This window comes from Acinetobacter pittii, assembly GCF_022449185.1.
Lineage (GTDB): Bacteria > Pseudomonadota > Gammaproteobacteria > Pseudomonadales > Moraxellaceae > Acinetobacter > Acinetobacter pittii_I.
In genome coordinates this window covers 253,052-278,704 of record NZ_JAKUKO010000003.1, presented here as the reverse complement: position 1 = coordinate 278,704, position 25,653 = coordinate 253,052, and the positions used below count along the sequence as shown (strand labels likewise).

At 38.4% G+C, this 25,653-nt stretch carries 23 protein-coding genes and 1 pseudogene; 15 read left to right on the top strand and 9 right to left on the bottom strand.

Annotation, left to right across the window (positions count from 1 at the left end):
* Nucleotides 1–69: 69 nt before the first annotated feature.
* The 5 genes from MKX14_RS10000 (at nt 70) to MKX14_RS09980 (ending at nt 5,170) form a co-directional block, all read left to right on the top strand.
* Nucleotides 70–1,320, top strand: coding sequence for an OprD family porin (locus MKX14_RS10000; RefSeq protein ID WP_240282366.1), 1,251 nt, complete (start codon nt 70–72; stop codon nt 1,318–1,320).
* A gap of 57 nt (nt 1,321–1,377) precedes the next feature.
* Nucleotides 1,378–1,914 (top strand): DUF3237 domain-containing protein, encoded by a 537-nt coding sequence (locus MKX14_RS09995; protein WP_046812362.1) that lies wholly within the window; start codon nt 1,378–1,380, stop codon nt 1,912–1,914.
* Between the two features lie 41 nt (nt 1,915–1,955).
* The gene (locus MKX14_RS09990; RefSeq protein WP_046812363.1) at nt 1,956–2,345 is read left to right on the top strand and encodes a PaaI family thioesterase; all 390 of its coding nucleotides are present in this window, start codon (nt 1,956–1,958) and stop codon (nt 2,343–2,345) included.
* Nucleotides 2,346–2,377: 32 nt separating this feature from the next.
* The gene (locus MKX14_RS09985; protein WP_240282365.1) at nt 2,378–4,129 is read left to right on the top strand and encodes a tannase/feruloyl esterase family alpha/beta hydrolase; all 1,752 of its coding nucleotides are present in this window, start codon (nt 2,378–2,380) and stop codon (nt 4,127–4,129) included.
* A gap of 144 nt (nt 4,130–4,273) precedes the next feature.
* A complete protein-coding gene (locus MKX14_RS09980) occupies nt 4,274–5,170 on the top strand; it encodes a DMT family transporter (RefSeq protein ID WP_240282364.1) in 897 nt (298 codons plus the stop codon).
* Nucleotides 5,171–5,185: 15 nt separating this feature from the next.
* Here MKX14_RS09980 and MKX14_RS09975 read toward each other — a convergent pair.
* Nucleotides 5,186–6,255: pseudogene (locus MKX14_RS09975) on the bottom strand (AraC family transcriptional regulator).
* Between the two features lie 129 nt (nt 6,256–6,384).
* Between MKX14_RS09975 and MKX14_RS09970 the strand changes: the two are divergent.
* Entirely contained in the window at nt 6,385–7,845 is a 1,461-nt protein-coding gene (locus MKX14_RS09970; RefSeq protein WP_240282363.1) for a coniferyl aldehyde dehydrogenase, read from the top strand.
* 51 nt (nt 7,846–7,896) lie between these two features.
* On the opposite strand, the gene MKX14_RS09965 is transcribed toward MKX14_RS09970, so the two are convergent.
* The 4 genes from MKX14_RS09965 to MKX14_RS09950 form a co-directional block, all read right to left on the bottom strand.
* The gene (locus MKX14_RS09965) at nt 7,897–8,262 is read right to left on the bottom strand and encodes a hypothetical protein (RefSeq protein ID WP_017400408.1); all 366 of its coding nucleotides are present in this window, start codon (nt 8,260–8,262) and stop codon (nt 7,897–7,899) included.
* A 239-nt stretch (nt 8,263–8,501) separates the two neighbouring features.
* A complete protein-coding gene (locus MKX14_RS09960; RefSeq protein ID WP_000042092.1) occupies nt 8,502–9,965 on the bottom strand; it encodes an amino acid permease in 1,464 nt (487 codons plus the stop codon).
* A 398-nt stretch (nt 9,966–10,363) separates the two neighbouring features.
* Nucleotides 10,364–11,458, bottom strand: a complete 1,095-nt coding sequence (astA, locus tag MKX14_RS09955; protein WP_240282362.1) for an arginine N-succinyltransferase — start codon at nt 11,456–11,458, stop codon at nt 10,364–10,366.
* Nucleotides 11,455–12,690 carry an aspartate aminotransferase family protein gene (locus MKX14_RS09950; protein WP_240282361.1) on the bottom strand — a complete coding sequence of 412 codons (1,236 nt, stop codon included), beginning with the start codon at nt 12,688–12,690 and terminating at the stop codon, nt 11,455–11,457. The genes astA and MKX14_RS09950 overlap by 4 nt, the downstream gene beginning before the upstream one ends.
* Before the next feature lie 135 nt (nt 12,691–12,825).
* Between MKX14_RS09950 and MKX14_RS09945 the strand changes: the two genes are divergently transcribed.
* Nucleotides 12,826–13,248, top strand: a complete 423-nt coding sequence (locus MKX14_RS09945) for an Lrp/AsnC family transcriptional regulator (RefSeq protein WP_002001056.1) — start codon at nt 12,826–12,828, stop codon at nt 13,246–13,248.
* 112 nt (nt 13,249–13,360) lie between these two features.
* On the opposite strand, the gene MKX14_RS09940 is transcribed toward MKX14_RS09945, so the two are convergent.
* Nucleotides 13,361–13,810 (bottom strand): hypothetical protein, encoded by a 450-nt coding sequence (locus MKX14_RS09940; protein WP_240282360.1) that lies wholly within the window; start codon nt 13,808–13,810, stop codon nt 13,361–13,363.
* A gap of 468 nt (nt 13,811–14,278) precedes the next feature.
* Between MKX14_RS09940 and MKX14_RS09935 the strand changes: the two genes are divergently transcribed.
* From MKX14_RS09935 to MKX14_RS09900, 8 genes are all read left to right on the top strand, one after another.
* Nucleotides 14,279–15,709 carry a gamma-aminobutyraldehyde dehydrogenase gene (locus MKX14_RS09935; RefSeq protein WP_240282359.1) on the top strand — a complete coding sequence of 477 codons (1,431 nt, stop codon included), beginning with the start codon at nt 14,279–14,281 and terminating at the stop codon, nt 15,707–15,709.
* Nucleotides 15,710–15,737: 28 nt separating this feature from the next.
* The gene (locus MKX14_RS09930; protein ID WP_016802970.1) at nt 15,738–16,508 is read left to right on the top strand and encodes a nuclear transport factor 2 family protein; all 771 of its coding nucleotides are present in this window, start codon (nt 15,738–15,740) and stop codon (nt 16,506–16,508) included.
* Nucleotides 16,509–16,563: 55 nt separating this feature from the next.
* Entirely contained in the window at nt 16,564–17,283 is a 720-nt protein-coding gene (gene rmpR, locus MKX14_RS09925) for a FadR/GntR family transcriptional regulator (RefSeq protein ID WP_032004087.1), read from the top strand.
* A 65-nt stretch (nt 17,284–17,348) separates the two neighbouring features.
* Nucleotides 17,349–18,056 (top strand): cache domain-containing protein, encoded by a 708-nt coding sequence (locus MKX14_RS09920; RefSeq protein ID WP_240282358.1) that lies wholly within the window; start codon nt 17,349–17,351, stop codon nt 18,054–18,056.
* A 186-nt stretch (nt 18,057–18,242) separates the two neighbouring features.
* A complete protein-coding gene (puuP, locus tag MKX14_RS09915; RefSeq protein WP_002120563.1) occupies nt 18,243–19,574 on the top strand; it encodes an APC family permease in 1,332 nt (443 codons plus the stop codon).
* Nucleotides 19,575–19,592: 18 nt separating this feature from the next.
* A complete protein-coding gene (puuB, locus tag MKX14_RS09910) occupies nt 19,593–21,038 on the top strand; it encodes an NAD(P)/FAD-dependent oxidoreductase (protein ID WP_240282357.1) in 1,446 nt (481 codons plus the stop codon).
* A gap of 145 nt (nt 21,039–21,183) precedes the next feature.
* Nucleotides 21,184–22,542, top strand: a complete 1,359-nt coding sequence (locus MKX14_RS09905; RefSeq protein ID WP_141315089.1) for an amino acid permease — start codon at nt 21,184–21,186, stop codon at nt 22,540–22,542.
* 375 nt (nt 22,543–22,917) lie between these two features.
* Nucleotides 22,918–23,277 (top strand): hypothetical protein, encoded by a 360-nt coding sequence (locus tag MKX14_RS09900; RefSeq protein ID WP_002120526.1) that lies wholly within the window; start codon nt 22,918–22,920, stop codon nt 23,275–23,277.
* Between the two features lie 208 nt (nt 23,278–23,485).
* On the opposite strand, the gene MKX14_RS09895 is transcribed toward MKX14_RS09900, so the two are convergent.
* The 3 genes from MKX14_RS09895 to MKX14_RS09885 form a co-directional block, all read right to left on the bottom strand.
* Nucleotides 23,486–23,839, bottom strand: a complete 354-nt coding sequence (locus tag MKX14_RS09895) for a hypothetical protein (RefSeq protein WP_240282356.1) — start codon at nt 23,837–23,839, stop codon at nt 23,486–23,488.
* A 211-nt stretch (nt 23,840–24,050) separates the two neighbouring features.
* The gene (locus MKX14_RS09890) at nt 24,051–24,404 is read right to left on the bottom strand and encodes a hypothetical protein (RefSeq protein WP_240282355.1); all 354 of its coding nucleotides are present in this window, start codon (nt 24,402–24,404) and stop codon (nt 24,051–24,053) included.
* Nucleotides 24,404–25,651: a hypothetical protein gene (locus MKX14_RS09885; RefSeq protein ID WP_240282354.1), complete on the bottom strand. Its 1,248-nt coding sequence runs from the start codon at nt 25,649–25,651 to the stop codon at nt 24,404–24,406. Before MKX14_RS09885 ends, MKX14_RS09890 begins: the two co-directional genes overlap by 1 nt.
* Nucleotides 25,652–25,653 lie beyond the last annotated feature (2 nt).

Genomic DNA, 25,653 nt, shown 5'->3' with positions numbered 1-25,653 from the left:
CCAAACAAGGCAGACACAACAACTATGCCTTGTTTAAAACAAAAAAATGTTATTTCAGGAAGAAATGCTATGTCGAAATTATGGATGTACTCTACCCTCATGCTCTCTGGTTCAGTGTGGGCTGGCAATTTTATTGATAACAGTTCAGTAGAACTCACCACACGAAATTTCTACTTTGACCGCGACTATCAAGAGCAATCTGCTTACCCTGCTGCCAAGGACTGGACACAAGGATTTATTCTCAAAGCCAATTCAGGCTATACCGAAGGAACCGTTGGTTTTGGACTGGATGTGCTTGCAACGGCGGGTTTTAAACTCGATGCCGACGCAGAGCATGGCGGTACAGGAAACTTACCTAGAGACACGCGTACCAATGAACCTGCTGACTCTTATGGGGAAATTGGGGTCACCGCAAAAGCAAAAATGAGCCAAACCGAGCTACGCGTTGGTACGCTCATGCCAATGAACCCTGTTTTAGTGGCTTCACCTGCTCGTTTACTTCCCCAAACTTATCGAGGCATTTCACTGACCAGTAAAGATATTAAAGATTTTGATTTACAGGCAGCTTACCTCGATAAAGTGAATCATCGTGATTCAACCAACTATGAAAAAATTAAAATTTCTGGAGTGAATGGACGATTTAAAAGTGCTGAAACTGACGGACTCTATTATTTAGGTGGAAACTATCAGTTTAATCCGGCACTCAAGCTCACCGCTTTTTACATGGATGTTGATGATCTTTATAACCAAACCATGGTCGGTGCTTTACATCAACACAAAATTAATGACACCACTAACTTTAGCTCACAATTACGTTATTACCGTAGCCGAGATGACGGACAAGCAAAAGCAGGTTTAGTCGATAATGACCTTTATCATGCGCATTTCGAACTCAAACATCAAAACCATAAATTTATTTTTGGAACCTTCCAACATCACGGTGATACAGCTTTTCCGTATTTGACGGGAGGTGAAACGGGTCTACTCATTGATACATGGCCGGGCGAGTTTTTAAACCCAAAAGAAAAAGCATATAGCTTCCGCTATGAATACGACTTTAAAGATTATGTGCCGGGTTTACGTTTTATGACTCGTTACACCACAGGTCACAATATTTATGCACCTAACTTAGGCGGAACCAATCTAAAAGAACGCGAAACAGACTTTGATTTAGGCTACACCATTCAAAGTGGCTGGTTAAAAAATTTAGGGTTACGCGCGCGCTATGCCATTTATGACAACAACATGCTCTCTACAGCGAACATCAAACCTGTAAACGAAACCCGCATCAACATCGACTACACATGGAAATTTAAATAATTCAAAACAGGAGGTTCTGTCACACATAGAACCTCTTTTTATTTTGGGAAATTCATCATGAAGAAAGTTGTAACGCTGCTCTGCGGCATCAGCCTCATTAGCCTGACTCATGCCGAAACACAATATAGTCCACCACCTATTCAGCTTGAACCTTTAGCAAAATTTAGTGTTGATCTAAATGCGCCTGTTTGGGAGTTAGGCACCACCAGTGATGCTGGTAAACGCCGAATTATTCCTATTACAGGTGGCACATTTGAAGGCAAAACACTTAAGGGCCGTATTTTAAATAATGGCGCAGATTGGCAAATTGTCGACAGTAAAGGGCTAGCCATTATTGATACGCGATATTTGTTAGAAACTGACGACGGTGCGCTTATTTACCTTCAAACCAAAGGTTACCGACATGGCTCAGCAGAAACGCTAAAACAGCTTGCCCAAGGCAAAGATGTCGACCCGAAAAATTACTATTTCAAAATTACAATGCAGTTTGAAACCAGTTCACCTAAATACTCATGGCTTAACCAGACCGTTGCGGTAGGTAGTGCAATGCGGTTGGGTAAAGCGGTTATTTATGATGCCTATACCCTGAAATAATAATTTTTATAACACCAACAAAAAAGGATGGACCCTTCATTATGGATCAAAAAACTTTAGAACACTTACCTCCCATCCATCACCATTTGGGTGGACATAATATCCATTGGAATGACCAAAACACTGAACTCACCATCCACTACACGGCGCTAGAAAGCTTTACCAATCCACGCGGCACCGTTGAAGGCGGCATGATCTGCGCCATGCTTGACGATGTGATGGGACTTTTTGCATTTCTTGCAAATGACAGTAAACCCGCCACCACCATCAATTTAACGATGGATTTTTTAAGGCCCTGTGCTGTGGGTGAAGTCATTACAAAATGCCGATTCATTAAACAAGGCAAAACCGTACTGAATATCGAAAGTGAAGCTTGGCAAAACAACAAAATGATTGCACGAAGCACAGCTAATTTTCTGGTTTTAGATTAATTACACCATTCATTCAATAAGGATATGAATAAATGAATTACACCAGTAATAAACGAATTTTGACCCACTCCGCTTTAGTACTTGCCATGCTTGGTTCTTTGGCAGGCTGTGGAAGTGATAGTGATGACACAACGTTTCCCTCAACAACGAAACCACCTCAGTTGTCTCCTGCTGTGGGCGTAAAAATGACAGGAAGCTGTACGGACTTACTCGGATTTCAATACAACAATACGGTCATTAGCTCAGCTACCCTTCAAGAAGCAGGTACCTTGACTGTCGCCAACAAACCGATTGGCGCTCATTGTTTGGTCAAAGGTTATATGGACCAACGTGTAAGCCCTGTTGATGGACAAACCTATCAAATTGGTTTTGAAATGCGCTTACCAATAGACTGGAATGGCCGTTTTCTCTATCAAGGCAATGGTGGAACCGATGGTAATCTAGTTCCTGCAACGGGTCAGGTCGGCAGCGGTGGCCCGCTGACCAATGCTCTACATGATGGTTTTGCTGTTATTTCTTCCGATGCTGGACATAATGCTTCACAAAATCCAATGTTTGGTTTAGACCCTCAAGCCAGAATTAACTACGGCTACGGTGCGATTACCAAACTCACGCCTATGGCAAAAAATCTAATTAAAGCCGCCTATGGTAAATTGCCAGACCGCTCCTATGCAGGCGGCACATCGAACGGCGGACGTCATGCCATGATTGCCGCAACCCGTTTGGGCGACCAATATGATGGAATTTTGGCAAGTACACCGGGTTTTCACTTACCTCGTGCAGCCGCGGCTCAACTCTACACAGCACAACAGCTTCGTCGTGTCGCAACAGATGAAAATGACCTAAGTACTGCTCTAACTCTTCCAGAGCGCAAAGTATTAGCAAAAGCTATTTTAGATCGATGCGATGCCTTAGACGGTGTTGCAGATGGGCTGGTTCAAGATGTCGAAGCTTGCCGTACAGCTTTTGATATTCACAAAGATGTACCCGTTTGCTCAAGCACAAGAGATGGTACTTGTTTAAGCACCGAACAAATTGATGTATTAGCCAACATTTACCGTGGTCCTGTAAACTCTGCTGGACAAGCCCTCTATGCAACCCAACCTTTCGACCCCGGTTTAGTCGGTAGTAACTGGGCAAGCTGGAAATTCGAATCTTCGGTGGGAACAGCACGTGACCCCGTTGCAGTCGGCATTCTTTTTCAGGTTCCACCAGACCCAACTGTGACTCAAAACTCTAGACAATTTGCCTTTAATTTTAACTTCGATACTGACTATCCAAAACTCTCGGCAACCAATGATGTCTATACCGAAAGTTCGATGTCCTTCATGATGCCGCCCGATGAGCTTAATCTAGATAAACTCCGTAATCACGGTGGAAAAATGATTGTGGTACAAGGCACAGCAGACGGCGTTTTCTCTGTAGATGACACCCAAAATTGGTACGATCAACTGCTACAACACTATAAAAATGATGCGAAAGGTACAGCACCTGAATTTGCGCGTTTCTTTAGAGTTCCGGGTATGAACCATACCCGTGATGGCATTGCGACCGACCAATTTGACGCATTAACTGCTTTAGTTAATTGGGTGGAATATGGGCAAGCACCTGACAAAATCATTGCGACTGCACGCGGCGCAGGTAATCCGAGTGGTCAAGTGAATACTGAACTTCCACAAGACTGGGCACCAGACCGTACCCGTCCACTTTGTCCTTACCCACTGATTGCTCGTTACAATGGTCAAGGTGATAGCGAAAAAGCTGAAAACTTTAGCTGTAAATAACACCCTATAAAATTAAAAGAGAGCTGACCTAGGCTCTCTTTTTTATTTTGCTAAGTATCACTATTGAATCATTATCAAATGATATTTCATCCAATGCCTGCATCGCTGCTAAGATAACACCGAAAACCAAAAACTCATTTCTCTATGCAAAATCAGACTGCTCCAAATCTCCCCTCAACTCAACTTGGAAAAGCTCTGCTTTGTCTTATGACATCGGCATTATTATTTTCCATTATGGGAGTGTGCATTCGTTTTGCTTCACAAACAGTAGACAATGCGACCGTCGTGTTTTTTAGAAATGCAGTAGGTTTATTTATTTTTATTCCAATGTTGTTTAAACAGGGTTTAGACTTTATTAAAACCGATAAACTCTGGATGCATACTTGGCGAAGTATTGTTGGGCTAGCCGCCATGTATGGTTTTTTCTATGCCATTGCGAACTTAAAACTATCGAACGCTATGGTTTTTAGTTATTCATCTCCTATCTTTATTCCACTGATTGCATGGCTTTTCTTAAAAGAAAAAATTACCAAATCGATGATTTTTGCCGCTGTGATTGGTCTCATTGGGGTTTTATTTGTCGCTAAACCCGACCAAGGTCTACTTAACGCATTATCTTTTATTGGCTTAGGTGCATGCTTTTTATCAGCAATGGCCTTTGTGACTGTAAGAGCTTTAACCAGTACAGAGCCGCCTGAACGTATTGTTTTTTACTTTTGTGTTTTTGGTAGTTTAATTTCCTCTATTCCAATGTTCTGGCATTGGCGTATTTTCACTTGGCACGAATTAAGCCTACTCATTGCCGCAGGACTTTTAGCAAACATTAGCCAACTATTTATGTCTTATGCTTATAGCTTAGCCCCAGCAGGACAAATTGGCCCCATGAATTATATTGCCATTATTTTTGCAGGAGTTTGGGGATTTGTTTTTTGGCATGAATTACCTGATCTGTTTAGCATTATCGGCATATTTATTATTTTATTTGCGATTTTGCTCTGTAATCCATTTTTGCAGAAAAAGTTACTTTCTCGATTTAAATAACAAACAAACCTTAATCTAATTTAGGTACTGTATTCGATACTCATTTGGCGAAATGCCTGTCCAATGGCGATAGGCTTTTCTAAAATTAGAAGTATCTGAAAAGCCAATTCTCTCAGCAATTTCATCTATGGTTAAGTTGTTTCTCGCAAATACTCATCCGCAAGACGGCGCCGAGTCTCATCTAACAATTCTTGATAGGTTAAATCAAAACCTGCCAAACGCCGATGTAAAGTCCGCTTTGATATATGTAAGCGTTCAGCCATTTCTTGAGCTGATGGAAAAAGCCCTGTTCCATCCAATAGTATTAAACGAATCGTTTTCACCAACTCGGGCTCTTCAAGTTCAGCAGCGCCTAGCATCCGCTCACAAAACGACTTACACATGTCCGCAGTAATCGGGTTGGCATTTGGACAAGGTACATCGAGCCACTTTAAATCAAAATGCCATTGCATCACCCCAGCATTAAACTGAACGGGACAATGGAAAACTTTTTCATATTCTTCTGCATAGTCAGGCGCTGGGTATGGTAATAAAAGCTTCTTCGCTTGAAATGGTCCTTCAAGTACTCGTTCAATTAAGGTTTGCATAGAGCTAAACCAAAACTCGCATACCAAAGGCAGAAGCTTACCAAGCGCAATAATGTCCTGCCCTTCAAAAACGGCAACATCATCTCGAATATAAAATGACTTCTTTAAAATAGGACCGGCAAGCTTAATGTGTCGAATGCCAAGCTCTACCGCTTGTCTAAAATTACGTGAGGAATATAACGCATAGCCATATACCCCAAAATCAGACAACAGCTGCTTTTGCCCTGCGCGTAGTCCAATGAGCGGATCATGTGACAAACGTTGAATATTTTGAAATAGCTGAATTTTTTGGACTTGGGAAATATATAAAGAGGATTGATTCATCTCAACTGTTGAAATATTCGTGCCAGATAAAACATCGGATATTGAATGGCCTTGCAAACCCATTTCATCAAATAAACTGGTCAAACCTAGCAAATATGTATTGGCACCTAAGAGTGTATTATCATAATTTCCTTCGATAATAGCATTTGTATCTTTATAAAGATTTTTAGGCATTTAACTCACACCATCCCTAGAGCGACGTGCATAATGGCACTAAACTACCTCTTGTTGTCTCAATTTAACATCGACCATACGACGCTTCAAGCATAAAGTATGATAAGCAAAAGTATGGAAGGAATAATAATGGAACAGTCCACCTTAAAAGAATATAGCGGCTCTGCCACTGAACATATGGAACTTATTTTTTCCAAACAACGTGCCAATTTTGAGGCAGATCCTTACCCAAGTCTTGAAGCACGCCGCACAAAACTGCATCAACTCAAAAAACAAATTATCCGTTATCAAGATGCTTTAGCTGCTGCGATTAATTCTGATTTTAGTTCAAGATCACTTGATGAATCTAAGCTATTAGATTTGCTTGGTTCTGTGTTAGAAGCTGATCATGCGATTCATCATTTACGCCGCTGGATGCGCCCAAGTAAACGCCGTACCGAGCTTTTATTTTTATCAAACCGTTTAAGTGTGCAATACCAACCTAAAGGCGTGGTTGGTGTAATTGTTCCTTGGAACTTCCCCGTTTATTTAGCACTTGGCCCACTCATTGCCGCATTAGCTGCGGGCAATCGAGTCATGATTAAACTGCCTGAAATTACCCCGAATACCAATGCGATGCTTCGCCGCATGCTGGCAGAAGTCTTTAACGAAGATGAAGTGGCCGTATTTGGTGAAGAAATTACAGACCCAGCAAGATTTACCTCTTTGCCATTTAACCATATTGTATTTACAGGTTCTCCTGCCATTGGCAAAGTTGTCATGCGAGCTGCTGCTGAAAATCTAACACCTGTTACACTTGAGTTAGGCGGTAAATCACCTGCAATTGTGAGCCGTAATTACCCACTTGCCGATGCGGCAAAACGCATTACCCATGGTAAAGCAACAAACAGTGGTCAAATCTGTGTAGCGCCTGACTACGCGTTGGTTCCCAAAGAAAGTATTGATGAATTTGTTGAAGCTGCGAAATCAAGCTTTATAAAAATGTTTGGTCAAAACATTGAAAATAATGAGAATTACACATCCATTGTGAACGACCGCCATTTAAAACGTATTCAAGATATTTTGACCGATGCACAAGAAAAAGGTGCCCGTATTATTCCTTGCGACACGTATAGCTTCGATCAACAAGGCCGTAGAATGCCTGTACAGATTGTGCTGAATTGCACACCAGATATGCGGATTATGAAAGAAGAACTCTTTGGCCCTATTTTACCTGTGGTGGCTTATGATTCTTTAGATGATGCGATTACCTATGTGAAATCGGACGAACGACCTTTAGCACTTTATTGCTTTACGCATAGTTCAGTAGAACGTGATCGTATTTTACGTGAAACTCATTCGGGTGGTGTGACCATCAATGACTGGGGTTGGCATGTAGTTAACCATGACGCTCCTTTTGGCGGTATCGGCAACTCAGGTATGGGGTCATATCATGGTGAAGAAGGTTTCCGTGAACTTTCACATGCAAAAACTGTATTTATTCGTCATCGGTTTTTCCCGACTCAGCTTTTCCACCCTCCTTATGGAACATTCCTACAAAAACTAGCGATTCGCTTTTTCTTGAAAAAAGGCGATCCAAATATTAAATAAGAATTATAAAAAAAGCCTCGTAATGAGGCTTTTTTATTGGGTTTTAATTAATCAACCGGACGTAATAGAAAAATTATGAAATTTACAGATCTTTAAATAAGTATCTTCAAATAATTTTTCCATTTTAGGATTCCCATCATGATAGTCATCCCAAAATTCTCCACTAAATTCTTTAGGTTCAATAGTCGTCGTTATAGTATCTTCCTGTCTATAAAATGAAATTTCCCAACCTTCAGGTATACTAGGATTAATTATTTCAAATTTAGAAATATCTACAATAACAGGGGTACCATCTGAATCACGGCGAACGGATACCTTTGTTTCATTTCGATATTCATTAAATTGCATCCCAAAACAGATATATCTTTTCCCCATAGTAAAATCGTACAAATTACTATCATTACACTTAAGTATCATGGGTTTACTATTCCTTTTACTTTGTAATCTTTAGTTTTAAAATCAATTTAATTCATTTTAATATTTATGACTATATTTAAAATCCTGAAAAACATTTCAGACCTTACAAAAATTTTCTGAGTAAGTTTACTGCTAAATGTTGGAACCATAAACAAATTATCTTAACTAAAAATTATTATTTTAAAAATAAAAAAGCTAGACTCACGCCTAGCTTTAATATAAAAACAACTATACTTGACTTAAATATAATCAACCTTTTGAGCTTTTAAGATATCAAGCTGCAACATCTTTTTCTTTTTATATTTATAGGCAATAAATAAACCAATAAACCAGATTGGTGAACACTCAAGCGCAATTAAAGTGTCATGGTCTAAAGCCAAAATTACGATAGTAAACACTAAAAACAACATGGTCATCCAAGCCATAAATAAACCACCCGGCATTTTATATTTTGACTGGATATGTAATTCAGGGCTTTTCTTACGATAATAAATATACGAAAGCACAATCAGCATGAATGTAAAAATACATAAAATTGAAGTGAGTGCTGAAATAATCGTAAATGCCGTCATAACGTTTGGAACAATAAACAAAATAGATGTTCCAACCGTCACACACGCCATTGAAAATACAAGTCCGCGAATAGGAACTTTTCTTTTTGACAGCTTACTAAAGCTTTTAGGTGCATCGTTGTCTAAAGCCAAGCCATATAACATACGACTGGTCGCAAAAATTCCACTGTTTGCCGAAGATAAAGCTGAAGTCGCAACAACAAAATTAATTAAACCCGCCGCAATTGGTAACCCGACCAAAGTAAACATTTCTACAAATGGACTTTTTTCTGGTGAAACTTTTGCCCAAGATGTGACCGCAATAATACAAACCAATGCGCCTACGTAGAATAATAAAATGCGTAAAGGAATGGAGTTAATGGCTTTTGGAAGTGAGGTGTGCGGGTCTTTGGTTTCAGCAGCAGTTGTACCAACAAGCTCAATACCCACAAATGCAAATATGGCAATTTGAAAACCTGCCAAGAAACCTGTTACACCATAAGGAAACATTGATTCTGTTTCAAACAAATGGCTCATTGAAGCCTTAACACCATTTGGAGAAGTAAACCCGGTCCCAATTAAATAAATACCAGCCAGAATAAACAGAATAATTGCAGTAATTTTGATGAGTGAGAACCAAAACTCGAGTTCACCAAACAATCGAACGGCCACAAAATTGAGTATGGTCAAGATCGCTAATGATGTAAATGCTGGAATCCAGACGGGTAAATCGGGATACCAAAACTGCATGTACCCTCCAATTACAATTACATCGGCAATCGCAGTAATAATCCAGTTACACCAATAGGACCAACCAAGGAAAAACCCCGCCCATGGACCGAGATAAGCTGTTGCAAAATCGGCGAAGGTTTTAAAATTCGTGTTGGCAAGCAACAATTCACCCATTGCCCGCATCACGAAGAAAAAGAAGAAACCAATAATTAAATAGGTTAAAACAATTGAAGTACCCGAAACACTTAATGTTTTCCCGGAACCCATAAATAATCCAGTACCAATTGCACCACCGATTGCGATCATTTGAATATGACGATTTGTCAATGAGCGCTGCAATTTCTCTTCTTCTTGCTCAGTCATATGTTGACTACCAAGAAGATCTCCTTCCAGGAACTGCTTTCCGTTATTCTTACTCATGTAATATTTACTCCAATTTATAGCAACCGTCGTAAATGCTTTAATAATAAACAAATTATATGATTATTAATTTAGTCCATTAAACCATTCTAAAATATTATTAAATCACTTAAGACCTTATAAATTCCTTTTTAAAAGCCATCACCTATAACAATAAAAATTATTCATCATTCCTTTCCTTCATTATTATATTAGCCTGATTTCCAAAATATAATTTCAATAAACATTTAAAATATATAGATTAATTAAATATTTTATTTACTTACTCTTTATATAGAAAAACAGGCTAATTAATCTCAGCTCAGCGAGCAAGATTGTATTTATCCATATACCCATCTTGCGCTAGCGATAATATATTATTCCTTCTTAAATTTGGTGAAATGTATAGTAATTTCCGCTTAATTAACAGCCATTCGAAAATGTTCAGTGGCTTTGAGTTTATTGACCACTTCTGGATTCGAAACAAGTTTAACTTGAACACTTAGCACCCGAACTAAAGAGCCATTTTCAACATTCAATTGTTTTGCCTGTTCTTTTGTTAACTGCAATATGTTCTGATGAGGTTTGCTATACACAAGAATGGCGCGATAATTTTCATAATCATCATTAGCCACAATGTAAGATTCATCCCCTACAGCAATATTTTCAGTTTGTTCGACTTGTACCGTTACAGACTGACTCTCTTTAATGGCCCGTAAATTTTCGATATCTGCTTGCAGCGTCGCACCACCATCAAAAATATCGACATAACCTTTATAGCGTAGCCCCTCTTCAAGTAAGAGGTTGTAGGCTGGTCGAGTATTTGGATGAACAATGCCAATCGCGGCTTTAGCATCGTCAGGCAGCATATCGACATAAAGTGGATGCCTTGGCATCAGCTCAGCAATAAAAGCCTTTTGCCCGACTCCACTTAAATAATCGGCCTTGGTAAATTCAATATTAAAAAACTTATGACCTACTGCATTCCAAAATGGTGATTGTCCATTGGCGTCAGAATATCCACGCATTTCGGCAACAATGGTTTCTTCAAAATATTGACGGAATGCTGAGAGAAATAAGAAACGGACTTTAGATAGAAACTTGCCATTTTTATTTAAGCGATAGTCAGGATCTAAAAATAACGTACAAAGCTCACTACAGTTAGTATGGTCATTACTCAAATACAAAGTCGGCAAAGCGTTATAAACACTTAACGGTTCAGAAGCATGAACTTGTGTTCCTACATGGAAGTTATACCAAGGCTCTTTTAAACCAAGTGCGACTTCAATACCGCAAACACCGACAACTTTGTTGAGTTCAGTATCTTCTAAAACAAATAAATAAACCTGATCTGCCTTTGGGAGTTCGCCTGCGACTGTCTTACACGCCCTCTCAATACGAGCAGCAAGTTTTTCCATATTGGGCTGCAAAGATGTCAAACCAAAACCCGCTTTTTTTGCCAACAGGTAAAGGTCATTAACATCTTTAGGTTCGATGTAACGAATAATCATCATGCTGCTTGTTCATCCTTTTGAATTTCAACAAAGCGAGCAAGCGCACGTTCAAAGCGTTTTAAACCTTCATCAATATCAGCAAATGGAATAATTAAAGACGGCGTAAAACGTACAACGTTTGGACCAGCAATCAGACTCAGTAAACCTTCTTCGCCCGCAAGGTTATTGATGTCTTTTGCTTTACCAGCAAATTTGTCTTCTAAAGCGCAACCTATCAATAAGCCTTCACCGCGAATCGTTTTAAAGACTTCATATTTTTCATTTAATTGATTTAAAGCGTTTTTATAGTAATCATGACGCTCTTTAACGCCATTAAGCACTTGAGGCGTATTAATAAACTCAAATACTGCACCTGCAACCGCACTTGCTAACGGGTTGCCGCCATAAGTCGTACCATGTGTACCCACTGAAAAATGTGGAGCAAACTTATCTGTTGTTAGCATTGCGCCGACTGGGAAACCACCACCTAATGCTTTTGCAGTCGTTAACACATCTGGAATAACGCCAGAGTTCATGTAAGCATACAGTGCACCTGTACGGCCAACACCGGTTTGTACTTCATCAAAAATCAGTAAGGCACCAAACTCATCACACAGTGCACGTAAACCTTTTAAAAATTCGATGTCAGCAGGAATAACGCCGCCTTCACCTTGGATCGGCTCAACAATAACTGCACACGTTTGTTCATTAATGACCGCTTTTGCAGCTTCTAAATCATTAAAGGCAACATGGTTGATACCATTTGGAAGAGGTGCAAAGTCTTGTGAATATTTAGGTTGACCACCCGCTGAAACGGTAAATAAGGTACGGCCATGGAACGCATTGTTAAATGCCACAATACCACTTTTGCCAGCAACACCACTGTCGAGTCCAACTTTACGAGCTAGTTTTAATGCCGCTTCATTCGCTTCTGCACCTGAGTTACAGAAGAATACTTTATCTGCAAATGTATTTTCAGTGAGTTGTTTTGCGAGGCGTAGAACAGGTTCATTTGTATAACCATTGCCTACATGCCAAAGTTTTGTTGCTTGTTCTGTTAAAGCATTCACTGCCACTGGATGCGCATGACCTAATGCGTTTACTGCAATCCCGCCTGCAAAATCGATATATTCTTTATTTTCTTGATCCCAAATACGTGAACCTTCGCCACGTACCGGAATGAAATTTGCCGGTGCAAAAACTGGAACCATCCACTCGTTAAAGTCATTACGAGAAACTGAAAAATTATTCATCTTATCTAGTCCATTAAATTGAATTATTAGGCTTAACCGATGCCCCTATTATTCAAAATCAAATTGATTCACAAAATTTGTAATTCAGTCAAAAATGAATTATTTTTTACCAATTTGATAATTGACAATTACAATATGGATAACATTGATCAAATTATTTTAGGTTTACTTAAAGATAACGCACGGATGTCTGTTACCGAGTTAGCCGAAAAAGTTCACGTTTCAAGAGCAACTATCAAGAAGAGAATGGAGTATCTGGAGTCTTCGGGCATTATTACCGGATATACGGTTCGTTTTAAACCGAATGCTGAACGCAACGTCATCCGTGCATGGATGAGCATTATGGTCGAAGGCACTAAAGCACAGTCTGTGATTAAAGAATTACGCCTAGAAAGTGCCGTGGAATGTTTGCATAAAACCAATGGCAAATGGGATATTTTGGTCGAGCTACGTTCTGACACTTTAGAAAACTTCGACAAGGTTTTAGAGAGGATTAGGAATATTTCAGGTATTTATAATAGTGAAACCAGTATTCTGCTTGCGAGTCATAAGACCTGAGATTAATGGTTTTCTTATTTTTTCAAGCTAATAACCTACAAACATATTCAATATATTATTCTACAGAATAGGACATCTCTTTCTCTAGAATATATTGAAAGACTATCTATGATCAGTTTGAAATTTTCATTTCAAGAACAAACTTATGCTTTACATTTTCACCAGTTGCATGATCAATTACTTTCATATCTTCTATATAATAGATAATCTCTATCCTCTTCCCTACCATAAAGAGATTTATATCGGATTCATTATTTAAAAAAATACCTTGCTTCACAATTTTGCCGATATCTTTTAATTCGATATCTATAGTGTCTGGTATGTTGCCATTATCCATATCAGTTGTATAAATACGCCGAATTGTTCCTGATATTTCTTGACGTGGAATTGTCCCCGACTCTAAATTATTTAACCACTCAAGCGAACCATATAGCCCATATGTGCCTTTCAATCCATGCATTGGTCTTAATTCATTTAAAGTTAAATCCTGAACTTTTTTTATATAATTAGGATCTTTTCTTATTTTATCTCTAACATGATATACCAAATACATAGTTTCCATATATTATTCTCATTTAAAATGATATTTTTTCTTTCAATAAATTATTAATAAGAAAGAAATCTTTACTGAACTTATTTTATCATATGAATTTAAATGAATCTCTAACTCATTATCCTCATTAAAAATATAAGATACCTTTGAATAAAACTACAAAGTTAAAATATAAAGCTGAAGTAATTCACGTAACTTTTTGCAAATGATGTTACCTTTCCAAAAATTTGCATCCTCCTCTCTCTAAAAAGGTTCAGAACTATCTTGTAGTAGTGAATCAATAGAGAACAATTAAAAATCTTCAATAAATTTTTAATGTTTTTTAAACAATGAAATCAAAAACTTAAAATCTAGTTTGATTTAAATTCCAACTTTTTTCACTTACTCCCCTCATCAAAGCATTTGACAGAAAATTTAAAACATAATACATATAGTATTATATGTTATATGTTAAAACCTAAGGACAAGGTATAAAAAATGGCTAAAACTCAACTACAACACTTTATTAACGGCGAATATGTTGCTAGCAAAGGAAATGATTATTTCGACTTGGTAAGCCCAGTGACTGGTGAAGTTTATGCACAATCACCGAATGCAACGGAGGCCGAAGTTGATGCAGCTTATGCTGCTGCAAAAGAAGCATTCAAAATTTGGGGACGCAGCACACCTTCAACTCGTCAAAAAGCATTATTGAATTTGGCAGATGCTATCGAAGAAAATGCAGAGCGTTTGATTGAAGCACAAAGTCGTAATACGGGTCAGTTAAAACACTTAATTGCATCTGAAGAAGTGGGTGCATCGGCAGATCAGGTTCGTTTCTTTGCAGGCGCTGCCCGTTTACTCAATGGCACAGCTTCAGGTGAATATTTAGAAGGTTTAACCTCTTCTATCCGCCGTGAACCAGTCGGTGTAGTTGGTCAAGTTACGCCTTGGAACTATCCACTCATGATGGCTGTTTGGAAAATTGCTCCAGCTTTGGCCGCGGGTAACACAGTGGTACTTAAACCAAGTGATACAACACCAGAAAGTACGCTTTTACTGGCAGAAATTGCTGCACCATTTTTCCCTAAAGGCGCATTTAACGTCGTGTTAGGCCAAGCACAGGTAGGCTCAAAAGTTGTATCACATAAAACCCCTGCACTCGTTTCTATTACAGGCTCAGTTCGTGCTGGATTACAAGTTGCAGCTTCTGCCGCAGCAAATCTAGCCAAGGCGCATCTTGAGCTTGGTGGTAAAGCGCCTGTAGTGGTTTTTGAAGATGCTGACCTCGATAAAGCAGTTGAAATGATTGCATTAACGGGCTATTTCAACGCAGGCCAAGACTGTACTGCGGCAACACGTGTGATTGTGTCTGAAGCAGTTCATGATGAATTTTTAAGCAAGTTAGTTGAAGCTGCAAAAAATACCCGTTTTGGTGAACCCGATGATCAAGACGCACTTTATGGCCCACTCAACAATGCCAACCAATTAAAAAATGTTAAAGCCTTTATCGACAACTTACCTGCTCACGCCAAAGTTGAAACAGGTGGAAAACAAGCAGACCGTCCAGGCTTCTATTTTGAACCAACCGTTATTAGTGGCTTAAAACAACACGATGAAGCCATTCAAAATGAAATTTTTGGACCAGTGATTACCGTTCAAAAATTTACAGATGAAAATGATGCGATTGAAAAAGCCAACGATGTTGAATATGGCCTAGCTTCAAGTGTTTGGACTAAAGACCATGCCCGCGCCACTCGTCTGTCTCGTGAACTTGATTTCGGTACAGTTTGGATTAACACCCATATTCCTTTAACCGCAGAAATGCCACACGGCGGTTTCAAAAAATCAGGTTATGGTAAAGATTTATCTGGCTATGGTTTTGAAGAGTATACTCGCGTTAAACATGTGATGAGTTCAAATGAATAATAACAATGAGCTTTGAAAGGAGATCAAAATGAATAAGCAAGAAATGAAAGACTTGGTGACTAAAGCCCATCATGAGCTATTTAATTTGCACGACACCACTGCTCTGGATCGTTATTTTTCTGAAGACTTTATAGAGCACTCACCACTCGTTGCAAATGGCATTTCGGGCCTTCGCCAATTGGTAGAAGACTGTCCTGACATGCAACATGAAGCTGTGCGTGTATTGGCAGATGGTGACTTGGTTGCAATTCATGGCCGCTTTCAAGGCTTAGATGAGAACCCATTGGTTGGGTTTGATATTTACCGAGTGAAAGATGGCAAAATTGTGGAACATTGGGATGGTCTGGTGGCAGAAGCCGCGCCAAATGTGAGTGGTAGAACACAATTAGATGGCCCAACCGAAATCGTAACTCACCATGACCCAGAAAAAAATCGTGAGATTGTGACCTCTTTCTTTAAAAAGTCATTAATTGATGGCAATTACGAAGCATTTAAAGAATACACTCACGACGATCAGTTCATTCAACATAGTCCAGACATTGGCGATGGTGTTAAAGCAGTCATTGATTTTTTGAACAATATCCGTAATGAAGGACAAGGTTTGGTATACTCCAAAACGCATCGCTCCATTGCTGATGGTCAATTTGTCTTGACACATTCCGAAGGAAGTATTGCCGGAAATCGACATGCCTATTTTGAATTATGGCGAGTCGATAATGGCAAAATTGTTGAACTTTGGGATGCAATACCAGCTGTGCCTGAAGATGAACAGGCCGTCCATCAATATGGCGTGTTTTAATCATTTATCCGTTTCATTAAGCTAAGTCTCTGACTTAGCTTTTAGAGAATTCGCCATGTCAGCATATACGATAATTTTTGCACCTATCGCTCAGGCAACTCGATCGGAACAAGTTGTGGAACGCTTGGAAAATGCAATTATCTCTGGATTGCTCAAAAGCAATGAACAGCTTCCTAACGAGGCGGATCTAGCTCGCTTAATGGGAGTGTCACCCATTACGGTCCGTGAAGCGTTAAATACTTTACGCGTAAAAGGCCTGATTGATACACGACGCGGGCGAAACGGCGGAAGCTTTGTTTGTGAGTTACCTTCCGATTTACTCTTAAACAAGCACCCTCTTCGCCAAGCGTCCAATGAATATCTAGCTGATTTAGGCGAATTTCACAGTGCAATTTTAAGCCATGGTGCATATTTGGCAGCACAGAGAACCACTGAATATGAACTGGGTAAAATCAAAGAGCTTATTGATCAATTTGAACAGGCCGTTGAACCAGACACACGTGCCCAACTTGATTTACGTTGTTTGCTCACACTTACCTCTTTTGCTCAATCAGCTCGACTGGCAAATCAAGAGTTAACCATACAAGCCGAATGGGCACCGCTCATTGCTGTGCTTTATCAAGATGATCAATTTCATCAATTGGTCGTCGCACAATACCACCAACTTTTATCATCTTTTGTTCAAGGCAATGAAGATGATGCTGTTATTCAAGCGCGAAAAATCATTTTGATGCTAACAGACCAAATGCTTCGATATAAGTTATCTATCGAATAAAAACAATAAAGTAGAGCACTTATAAAATATCGAGTGAGAAATACGGAATTTTAGGAGTTATAGGAATGACCCAACATTTAGATATAGAAGAGCTTCAAAATTTGTTAAAGACGGTGGTTGAAGAAACGACAGCCATTACAGATAAGCTTGCAACTAAAGCGAGCAAAATTCTTTCGAAACATGAACCTGAAAAAACAAAAGACGTTAAGCTTTCAGGTTCAGAACGCACAGCTTTGCAAAAGGAAATTAAAAAGGCATTACAGGAAAGCCATTACAGTCAAGGCATTGGTTTTGCAAGTTATAGCCCTGCAACGCAAGAAGAACAGGATTATTGGACACTCGAATGGTGGTATAAAAAAGAAGATCAGTTACAGCAAGCCAAACTTGAAAACTATCAAAATGCTCAGCGATTTTTAGATTTTCGCTCTTTCGAATGGTTTCATAAGCCTGCTCAAAACAAAAGTCCGTGCATCCATGGACCCTATGTCGACTATATTTGCAATGGTGCATACACCATCACCCTTGCCCATCCGGTCATGATTCGTGATCAATTTATCGGTGTAATTGCTACCGATATTTTAGTTTCCGCACTCGAAAAACTTCTTATGCCGAAGCTCAAGAATATTAAGCAAAAAGCAATTGTGATTAACGACTCTTCTCGAGTGATTACTTCAAATGACATCACCATCAGAACAGGCACATTATTTAAAGACCAAAGCCCCGAGCAAGTTCTCTCACGACCGTGTCAATCTTTTCAACTGGTCGTGATCTAGAGTGAAGCCGAAAATATAAATATCTGATCTTGCTTTAGGGCATCACTAAAGCGAAACAGCCCCTAGCTTTTGTTCAAAGTTTCTTCAAATAGACGTGTTTATTCAGGTCTAGGGGAAGTTTTGGCTCAAAAATAGCATCGCTTTTCCGGATGAAAAGCAAAACAACGAATTTGAGGTTGAAATGACATGGAAAATAAAACGTCTTCCTTAAAAAAACTGTCTCTTTGGCAAGTCACGATTATTGGTATTGCCTACATGACCCCTATGACGGTATTTGATACCTTCGGTATTGTCTCTGGAATTACCAATGGACACGTACCACTGGCATATTTACTCGCACTTGGCGCCATGCTACTCACCGCTTGGAGCTATGCAAGATTTAGTCAAAATTCAGAAAAATCAGGTTCAGCATATAGTTATACCGCTGAAAGTTTAGGGCCTAAAAGTGGTTTTTTTGTCGGTTGGTGTTCGCTACTCGACTATTTGTTATTACCCCTCATTAATGTTTTGCTAGCTGCGATTTATCTCACAGCCCTTATCCCAAGCCTGCCTTACTGGTTCTGGGTGCTTGTATCGGCAAGCCTAGTCACTTTAGTGAATTGTTTCCGCATTCGATTACTCGCCAATTTAAGCCTGTTGTTTGTATTTGCCCCTATCATACTTATGGTCATTTTTGTTTATTTAGTGATTAAAGGTATTGGCTCGACTCAAGGTTATGAGCATGTGCTTACTTTGGCGCCACTCTGGCATGAGCACCAATCTTTACTTCCCCTCGTTGCGGGTGCCTCAGTTTTGTGCTTTTCATTTTTAGGTTTTGATGCGGTTACCACGCTTTCTAATGAAACCAAACAGCCCACCAAAAATATTCCCCGCGCAGTCATGTTAACGACTCTTGCAGGTGGACTTATTTTCTTCACAGCAGCTTGGTTTATTCAACTTTATTTTCCAAACAATCTACGCTTTCAGCATCCATCTGAAGCATTGCCTGAAATTGTGCTTTACGTGGGTGGTGCTTTTTTCCAATCTGTATTCTTATGCGGACAAATTATGAACACTGTCGCTTCTGGCCTTGCCTCTCATGCCAGTGCTTCACGTTTACTGTATATAATGGGTACCGATAATATTTTCCCTAAAAAGTATTTTGGGACAATCCATATCTCATTAGGCACACCATTTTTTTCGGTTTTGTTTGTTGGTCTTATTTCAATGTCCGCGGTTTTTCTAGATTTAGCCCAAGTCGTAAGCCTCATCAGCTTTGGTGCCCTAGTCGCTTTTACAGCCGTAAATTTCTCTGTTTTTATGAAGTTTTATATTAAAGATAAACAGCGCGCAGGTTTTAAAAACAAATTTCTAAACCTATTTTTACCGCTTATCTCTGTAATCAGCATTATTTGCCTCTGGCTTAATCTTGACTCATCTTCACTGATTTTTGGATGTTTCTGGTTAGCTTTAGGTATTCTCCTATTTATCTATAAAACGATTAAAAAACAAAGTATTGCTATCAGTAATGCTTATTAATTTTTAAGGAACTTCGTCATGAAAATTATTTCTAAACCTCAACTTTTAAAAGACGTGGAATATAAACCAAGTAAATCTCTACAAGTAGGCAAAGAGTGGAGTTGGTTAAATCCAAAGCATGCAAAATTTGACGCAACAACTGTAGAAGGTGCATCGGCAGATAATCCAGCAAACTACTATGAAAGCTCACTTTCTGATTGGCATACTTTTGACAGCTTAAAAGCTGATATTGAATGTGATGTCGTGGTTATTGGCGGTGGTTTATTAGGTTCATCGAGTGCATTACATTTAGCTGAACAAGGCGTAGAGACTGTTTTATTAGAAAAAAATCGCATTGGTAGTGCAGCTTCTGGCCGAAATGGCGGACAACTTACCCCCGGTTTAGCTCGCTGGGAAGCTCAAGAAATGGCCGATCGCTTAGGCTATGAAGATGCCAAAAAACTCTGGCATTTTACCTCTACGGAAGCGATGCAACTCATTGATGACATCTCGGAAAAATACCAACTTAACTTTGACCGAAAATATGGTCACATTACTGCCGCCGTTCATGAAGGACATTTAGTTGGCTTAACACAAGGCGCCGACGCACGAAAATATTTAGGTGAAGACCATACCCGCATTGTGGGTAAACATGAACTCATGGACTATATTAAGTCGGATTACTATACAGGTGGCTTAATTGATGAGTTGGGAGGACAAATCCATCCTTTAGCTTTGAACCGTGGCTTAATTTATGGCTTTTGCCAAAACGGCGGTTCTGTCTATGAACAAACAGAAGTTATTTCAATAGAAGAAAAAGCAGATGGTATTTATGTTCAAACAGCAAATGCTGTCGTAAAAGCTAAAAAGTCTGTGGTGTTAGCCGTGCACCATGCTTCGTTTAAACTTTTATCAGAGCAAAACAATACCACAATTCCGTTTTATACCTATGTTGCGACGACTGCCCCGCTAGAGCTTGATACAAAAGAGCTACTCCCATTTGGGCATCCGGTCTATGACACTCAGTTCCAGATTGATTACTACCGTCCCGTGTTTAATAACCGCTTATTGTTTGGTGGCCAAGGTACAGGAACCTGCTGGGGTCCAGAGAAAACTTTAAATTATCTAGAACATCGAATTCATACGGTTTTCCCTCAAATTAAAAATTTAGAGATGGATTTTGTCTGGAGTGGCACGACCGATTTAACCGTAAATGGTGCAGTCGATAGCCGTAAGTTTGGTCATAAATTCCCGATTTATGCTGTTCACGGCTGGAGTGGTCATGGTGTTGCACAGACAGTACGTATTGGTAAAGCCATCGCAAATGACTTTGTTGGGCAATCTAACGACTTCGAAATGTTATCTAAAATTGATCATCAAAATATTATTTTTGGTCGTACCCTTGCTCCCGTTGTTATTCCACTCGCTAAAAGTATGTATGGCATCGGTGCAATGATTAATCCGGGCAAAATGGTATCTTTCTAATTTATAAAATAACCGATTTCAAAAAGGGATCCGTATAGCTTTGTACGGATCCTTTTTATTTAGCCGACTAAAATCTTTTTCAAACTAGGTTATCCCTAACCAATCTATTACAATAGCGCCAGCTTTTTTATTCAGCGCATATATTTTGAGCAATTCATCTTCCCAATTAAAACGCGGACTTAAAAATCGCCATATCCAGTTAATCGCTATGGGTGGTGCTGTCGGGACAGGTTTATTTTTAGGCTCTGCACAAGTCATCCAGTCTGCTGGTCCTTCTATTATTTTAGGTTATGCCATTGTCGGTTTGGTCGCATTTTTAATTATGCGCCAAATGGGTGAAATGATCGTAGAAGAACCTGTGGTCGGTTCCTTTAGTTACTTTGCACAAAAATATTGGGGGAAATTCCCCGGTTTTTTATCGGGCTGGAACTATTGGGTTGTTTATATTCTGGTCGCGATGACCGAACTGACAGCAGTTGCTAAATATGTGCATTACTGGTGGCCCCATATTCCTGCTTGGATATCAGCCTTATTTTTCTTTGTTTTAGTCACATGCTTGAACCTAGGCAACGTTAAATTTTATGGTGAATCTGAGTTTTGGTTAGCCATTATTAAAGTTGCAGCAGTCATTGCCATGATCGTGTTTGGCTTATATCTGTTGCTCACCGCGGGTAATGACTCTATCGCTAGCTTTGCAAACTTATGGCAGCATGGCGGATTTTTCCCGCACGGGTTTTCGGGCCTATTTTATATGCTCGCCTTTTTAATGTTTGCTTTTGGCGGTATTGAACTGATCGGGATGACTGCTGCTGAAGCCGAAAATCCTGAAAAAAGCATTCCACAAGCCATTAACCAAGTCATCTTTCGAATCTTGGTTTTCTATGTAGCTTCGCTTGCCATCATCATGTCGCTTATTCCGTGGAATCAGCTTGACCTCGGTGGTTTAGATAAAAGTCCATTTGTGATGATTTTTAGCCAGCTTGGGATTGGCTGGGCAGCGCATTTGCTTAACTTTATTATTTTGACGGCTGCCTTATCAGTTTATAACAGCGGTATGTATGCCAACAGCCGTATGTTATATGGTCTAGCAGTACAAGGCCATGCATCCAAAATTTTTACCAAGGTCAGCAAACAAGGGGTTCCAACACCTGCTGTTATCTTTTCTTCTATTCTGATTTTCGGTTGTGTATTGCTGAACTACTTTATTCCAGAAGAAGCTTTAAGCTATCTCATGTACATGGCCGTAGCTGCACTGGTTTTAAACTGGGCAATTATTAGCTTTACACATTTGAAGTTTAAACGCGCAATGAAACTTGAAAATAAAGTTGCCAAGTTCCCTGCTCTATTTTCACCTTTAAGTAACTATATCGTTTTGATTTTTATTGGTATGATTTTATATATCATGTGGACCCAAGGGTTTGAAAAATCTGTTATTTTAATTCCAATCTGGATTACATTCATGTTTGGACTATATAAATTTCTGAGTTGGAAAAAAGCACTCTAATATTCAAAAAAGGCTTATTCAAACAGGATAAGCCTTTTATCATTTAACAGTTCGTCACCCTGAGCAACTTCAGAAAATCTATTCAAAAAACCATTCACATTCTATTCATCATTATTGAATTGCTCTCTGCTAGACACATGGATATGTAAACCTTAGTCATTCTAAACATTGGTATTTAATGAGATAATTATTAAAGTACAAGTGTTTACATGATCTATAAATATTTGTGCCAATGTTCAGCTAAAATCAAAGCAGACCAGTTATCGTTACGATCACTCAATAGGCAAAAGATACTGCATCGCAAGACAGGCTCTTTACCCACTTTACTGATTTAGCCGTCAACTGTGTCACTCAATGATGAAGACAGGAAATTTTATGGAAAAAGCTCTGCAATGTCCTAAGTGTGGTTCTACAGAAATTGAAGCACGTGACCATGACAAATTACTTAGAACAACTGGCGGTGTTTTACTCACAGCTGCCGGCACAACGGCAGGCACTGTAGGTGGTGCTGCGACTGGTGCTACTGTTGGAGCAGCTATTGGTACTGTTGCTGGTCCTTTAGGTGTAATTGTTGGTGGAACTGTAGGGACTTTTGTTGGTGCCATTAGTGCAGGAATTACTGGCGGTGTAGTTGGTAATATTTTTGGTAAGAAAGCTGGCGTAATAATCGACAAGAATATTTTTCAAGATTATCGCTGTTTAAAATGTAAATACCGCTTTAAGCAAAAGAAGTAATGTTTATTTAAATTAAGCTCAGTTTTAATTTATTTTCAAAGTAAGGAAAGTAAGCAACTTTGGTTACTTTCCTTTCCCATTCGTCCTTATGTTTCCTATCACAAAGAAATAAAGAATAATCTAATAACATTTTTGATCGACACTATTTTTATATTTAGTTAATCTGGTTCGATAATAGACATGTAGATTAATTTAATTTTTAAAATCCCTACTGAACTGTAAAAATATAGGTTTTATTAATTTCATTACCTCCACCTGCATAAAAACCAACCCAAATATGAATTGTAAATGTACCTTTATACTTTGGGGTTCCCTTGACCTCAATAATATTATAACCATCTCGATCATTAGCAGGTTGAACTGTTATTCCTAAATCTTCAGGTATATCTGTTTTTAAAGGCGAACTTGTATCACTAACTTTACCTCCAGAAATCTGAATAAGTTGTCTATACTCCTGATTAACATGAGCTATAGGCAAACTATCAGGAGTAATCGTATATTTCTTACCACAACCTGTAAGTATCAATAATATTGAGAAAATAGCAATAAGTTTAATTTTCATTAAAATTTCTCCTTTTTAACAATTGAAGCAAAAAATACTTTTTTTTCGGAATTAACTACCGCGACTAAGCAAGCTTTCAAATATTAAAATTTATTGTTAAATTTCCATTTATAAAAAGTGTAAATAAAAAATAGCCTATAAGTAATAGACTATTTTTTTATTTAGAAAGAAGTAAAAGTTTAATTCTACAAATTCTTAAAATGTAAAATATTTATTTCTCAACTTTAAGAGTATAGGTTTTATTTATTTCAGCATCACCACCAGCATAGAATCCCGTCGAAATATAAATAGTAAATACGCCTGTATATTTTGGAATACCTTTGATCGTAATTTGATTATAGCCACTACTTTCATCTGGACTAACCGATATACCTAAATCATCAGGAATATTATTTTTAAAATCCACATATTTATCCACTGTTTTACCACCTGAAATATTAATAATTTGTTGATAATTTTGATTAACATGAGCTATAGGCAGACTATCAGGTGTTATTGTGTATTTCTTACCACAACCAGTAAGCATCAATAGGACTGAAAAAATGAAGATTAGTCTATTTTTCATTAGAAATTTTCCTTTTTTATTACAAGTGCAAAAAAAACCTTTCGATCAAAGCTATATAAAGATAATTCTTTCTTCAATCTTGTTCTATTCTCACCCCAAGTAAACATTTTGAGTGTTACTTTTGTATCAAATGTATTTGAAGATTCATTAATGGGTTGACCATTTAAGTTCCTTAACTTATCGGTCCAAACAATCCAGTGATCAGGAACCAGTTTAGTTCCTGAACTAATACCACTATCCAATAGACTTGCTGAAATTAAAGTCACAATATAATAATCAGGTCCAGCATATTTACTGTTAATGTCAGAAATAAAATATCGATCATACCCTCCCATTTTGATTGGGTATGAGGCAGCTATGTGAAAACCTGATTTTCTAAACCATCGTTCTAACTCCATAGGCGTCGTAATCCCTGCTACCTCATGTCCGGGATCATCTAATTTTAATTTAAAATTTTCTGACTCACGTAAACTTGCAAGTGTAATCCAGTCAATTGGAGGAACTTTAGGTATACCATTAGGACGATAGAAATTTTTTACTCGTCTACATCCATCCTGTGAAGGTTGAATTGAGAGTTCACCAATTTTAGTTTGACCAGTTTCCCATAGTTGTTTTACTGCTAATTTATATTTAGAGGGACTTAAGTTTATTAGACAAAAAAAGTAAGCAGCTGCACCACACAATGATGAAAAATCCTGATCAGGAAAAGGCTCATTTAATCGGGATTGTAAACCAGCTTCAATTTGGGCCTTAGAAAAAGGATCTTTTGCCTCTCCTGGTTTACATCCTGGATCAATGCACTGAAAAATTCGATTTCGATTTAAAGCAAGTTCAAAATTATTTTTAGAAACATCACCTTTAACAACTTTAGTGAAAGCGGTAGACTCAACGTATTTTGTTACTGGAATATTTTTATTCTTTTCATGATTTGGGTAAGGATAAGATTCAATTTTATCTGGAATGATATAGCGACTCATTACTAAACTTTCTTGCCCAGAAGTACTTAGTCGATATAAATTAAGAATAATCACACAATCTCTTAGTCGTTCTAACCCTATTTTTGAACTATCAATTTCAATCGATTTAGTTTGATAGAGCTCATTACCTATTTTCTTAAAAGCAGTATCTTTAAAAAGAATAGCTGTCTCAGCTTGGTTAAGTACCGTGTTGTATATATAAATATTATATTTTAACAACTTAGGGCTAACATTTGTTTTTAAGACAACGTATGGATAGAATTTTGTCATGG

Excerpts from the sequence above, each read along its gene's own strand:
- MKX14_RS10000 (WP_240282366.1), top strand. The coding sequence starts at position 70 with ATGTCGAAATTATGGATGTACTCTACCCTCATGCTCTCTGGTTCAGTG.
- MKX14_RS09995 (WP_046812362.1), top strand. The coding sequence starts at position 1,378 with ATGAAGAAAGTTGTAACGCTGCTCTGCGGCATCAGCCTCATTAGCCTG.
- MKX14_RS09990 (WP_046812363.1), top strand. The coding sequence starts at position 1,956 with ATGGATCAAAAAACTTTAGAACACTTACCTCCCATCCATCACCATTTG.
- MKX14_RS09985 (WP_240282365.1), top strand. The coding sequence starts at position 2,378 with ATGAATTACACCAGTAATAAACGAATTTTGACCCACTCCGCTTTAGTA.
- MKX14_RS09980 (WP_240282364.1), top strand. The coding sequence starts at position 4,274 with ATGCAAAATCAGACTGCTCCAAATCTCCCCTCAACTCAACTTGGAAAA.
- MKX14_RS09970 (WP_240282363.1), top strand. The coding sequence starts at position 6,385 with ATGGAACAGTCCACCTTAAAAGAATATAGCGGCTCTGCCACTGAACAT.
- MKX14_RS09965 (WP_017400408.1), bottom strand. The coding sequence starts at position 8,262 with ATGATACTTAAGTGTAATGATAGTAATTTGTACGATTTTACTATGGGG.
- MKX14_RS09960 (WP_000042092.1), bottom strand. The coding sequence starts at position 9,965 with ATGAGTAAGAATAACGGAAAGCAGTTCCTGGAAGGAGATCTTCTTGGT.
- astA (WP_240282362.1), bottom strand. The coding sequence starts at position 11,458 with ATGATGATTATTCGTTACATCGAACCTAAAGATGTTAATGACCTTTAC.
- MKX14_RS09950 (WP_240282361.1), bottom strand. The coding sequence starts at position 12,690 with ATGAATAATTTTTCAGTTTCTCGTAATGACTTTAACGAGTGGATGGTT.
- MKX14_RS09945 (WP_002001056.1), top strand. The coding sequence starts at position 12,826 with ATGGATAACATTGATCAAATTATTTTAGGTTTACTTAAAGATAACGCA.
- MKX14_RS09940 (WP_240282360.1), bottom strand. The coding sequence starts at position 13,810 with ATGGAAACTATGTATTTGGTATATCATGTTAGAGATAAAATAAGAAAA.
- MKX14_RS09935 (WP_240282359.1), top strand. The coding sequence starts at position 14,279 with ATGGCTAAAACTCAACTACAACACTTTATTAACGGCGAATATGTTGCT.
- MKX14_RS09930 (WP_016802970.1), top strand. The coding sequence starts at position 15,738 with ATGAATAAGCAAGAAATGAAAGACTTGGTGACTAAAGCCCATCATGAG.
- rmpR (WP_032004087.1), top strand. The coding sequence starts at position 16,564 with ATGTCAGCATATACGATAATTTTTGCACCTATCGCTCAGGCAACTCGA.
- MKX14_RS09920 (WP_240282358.1), top strand. The coding sequence starts at position 17,349 with ATGACCCAACATTTAGATATAGAAGAGCTTCAAAATTTGTTAAAGACG.
- puuP (WP_002120563.1), top strand. The coding sequence starts at position 18,243 with ATGGAAAATAAAACGTCTTCCTTAAAAAAACTGTCTCTTTGGCAAGTC.
- puuB (WP_240282357.1), top strand. The coding sequence starts at position 19,593 with ATGAAAATTATTTCTAAACCTCAACTTTTAAAAGACGTGGAATATAAA.
- MKX14_RS09900 (WP_002120526.1), top strand. The coding sequence starts at position 22,918 with ATGGAAAAAGCTCTGCAATGTCCTAAGTGTGGTTCTACAGAAATTGAA.
- MKX14_RS09895 (WP_240282356.1), bottom strand. The coding sequence starts at position 23,839 with ATGAAAATTAAACTTATTGCTATTTTCTCAATATTATTGATACTTACA.
- MKX14_RS09890 (WP_240282355.1), bottom strand. The coding sequence starts at position 24,404 with ATGAAAAATAGACTAATCTTCATTTTTTCAGTCCTATTGATGCTTACT.
- MKX14_RS09885 (WP_240282354.1), bottom strand. The coding sequence starts at position 25,651 with ATGACAAAATTCTATCCATACGTTGTCTTAAAAACAAATGTTAGCCCT.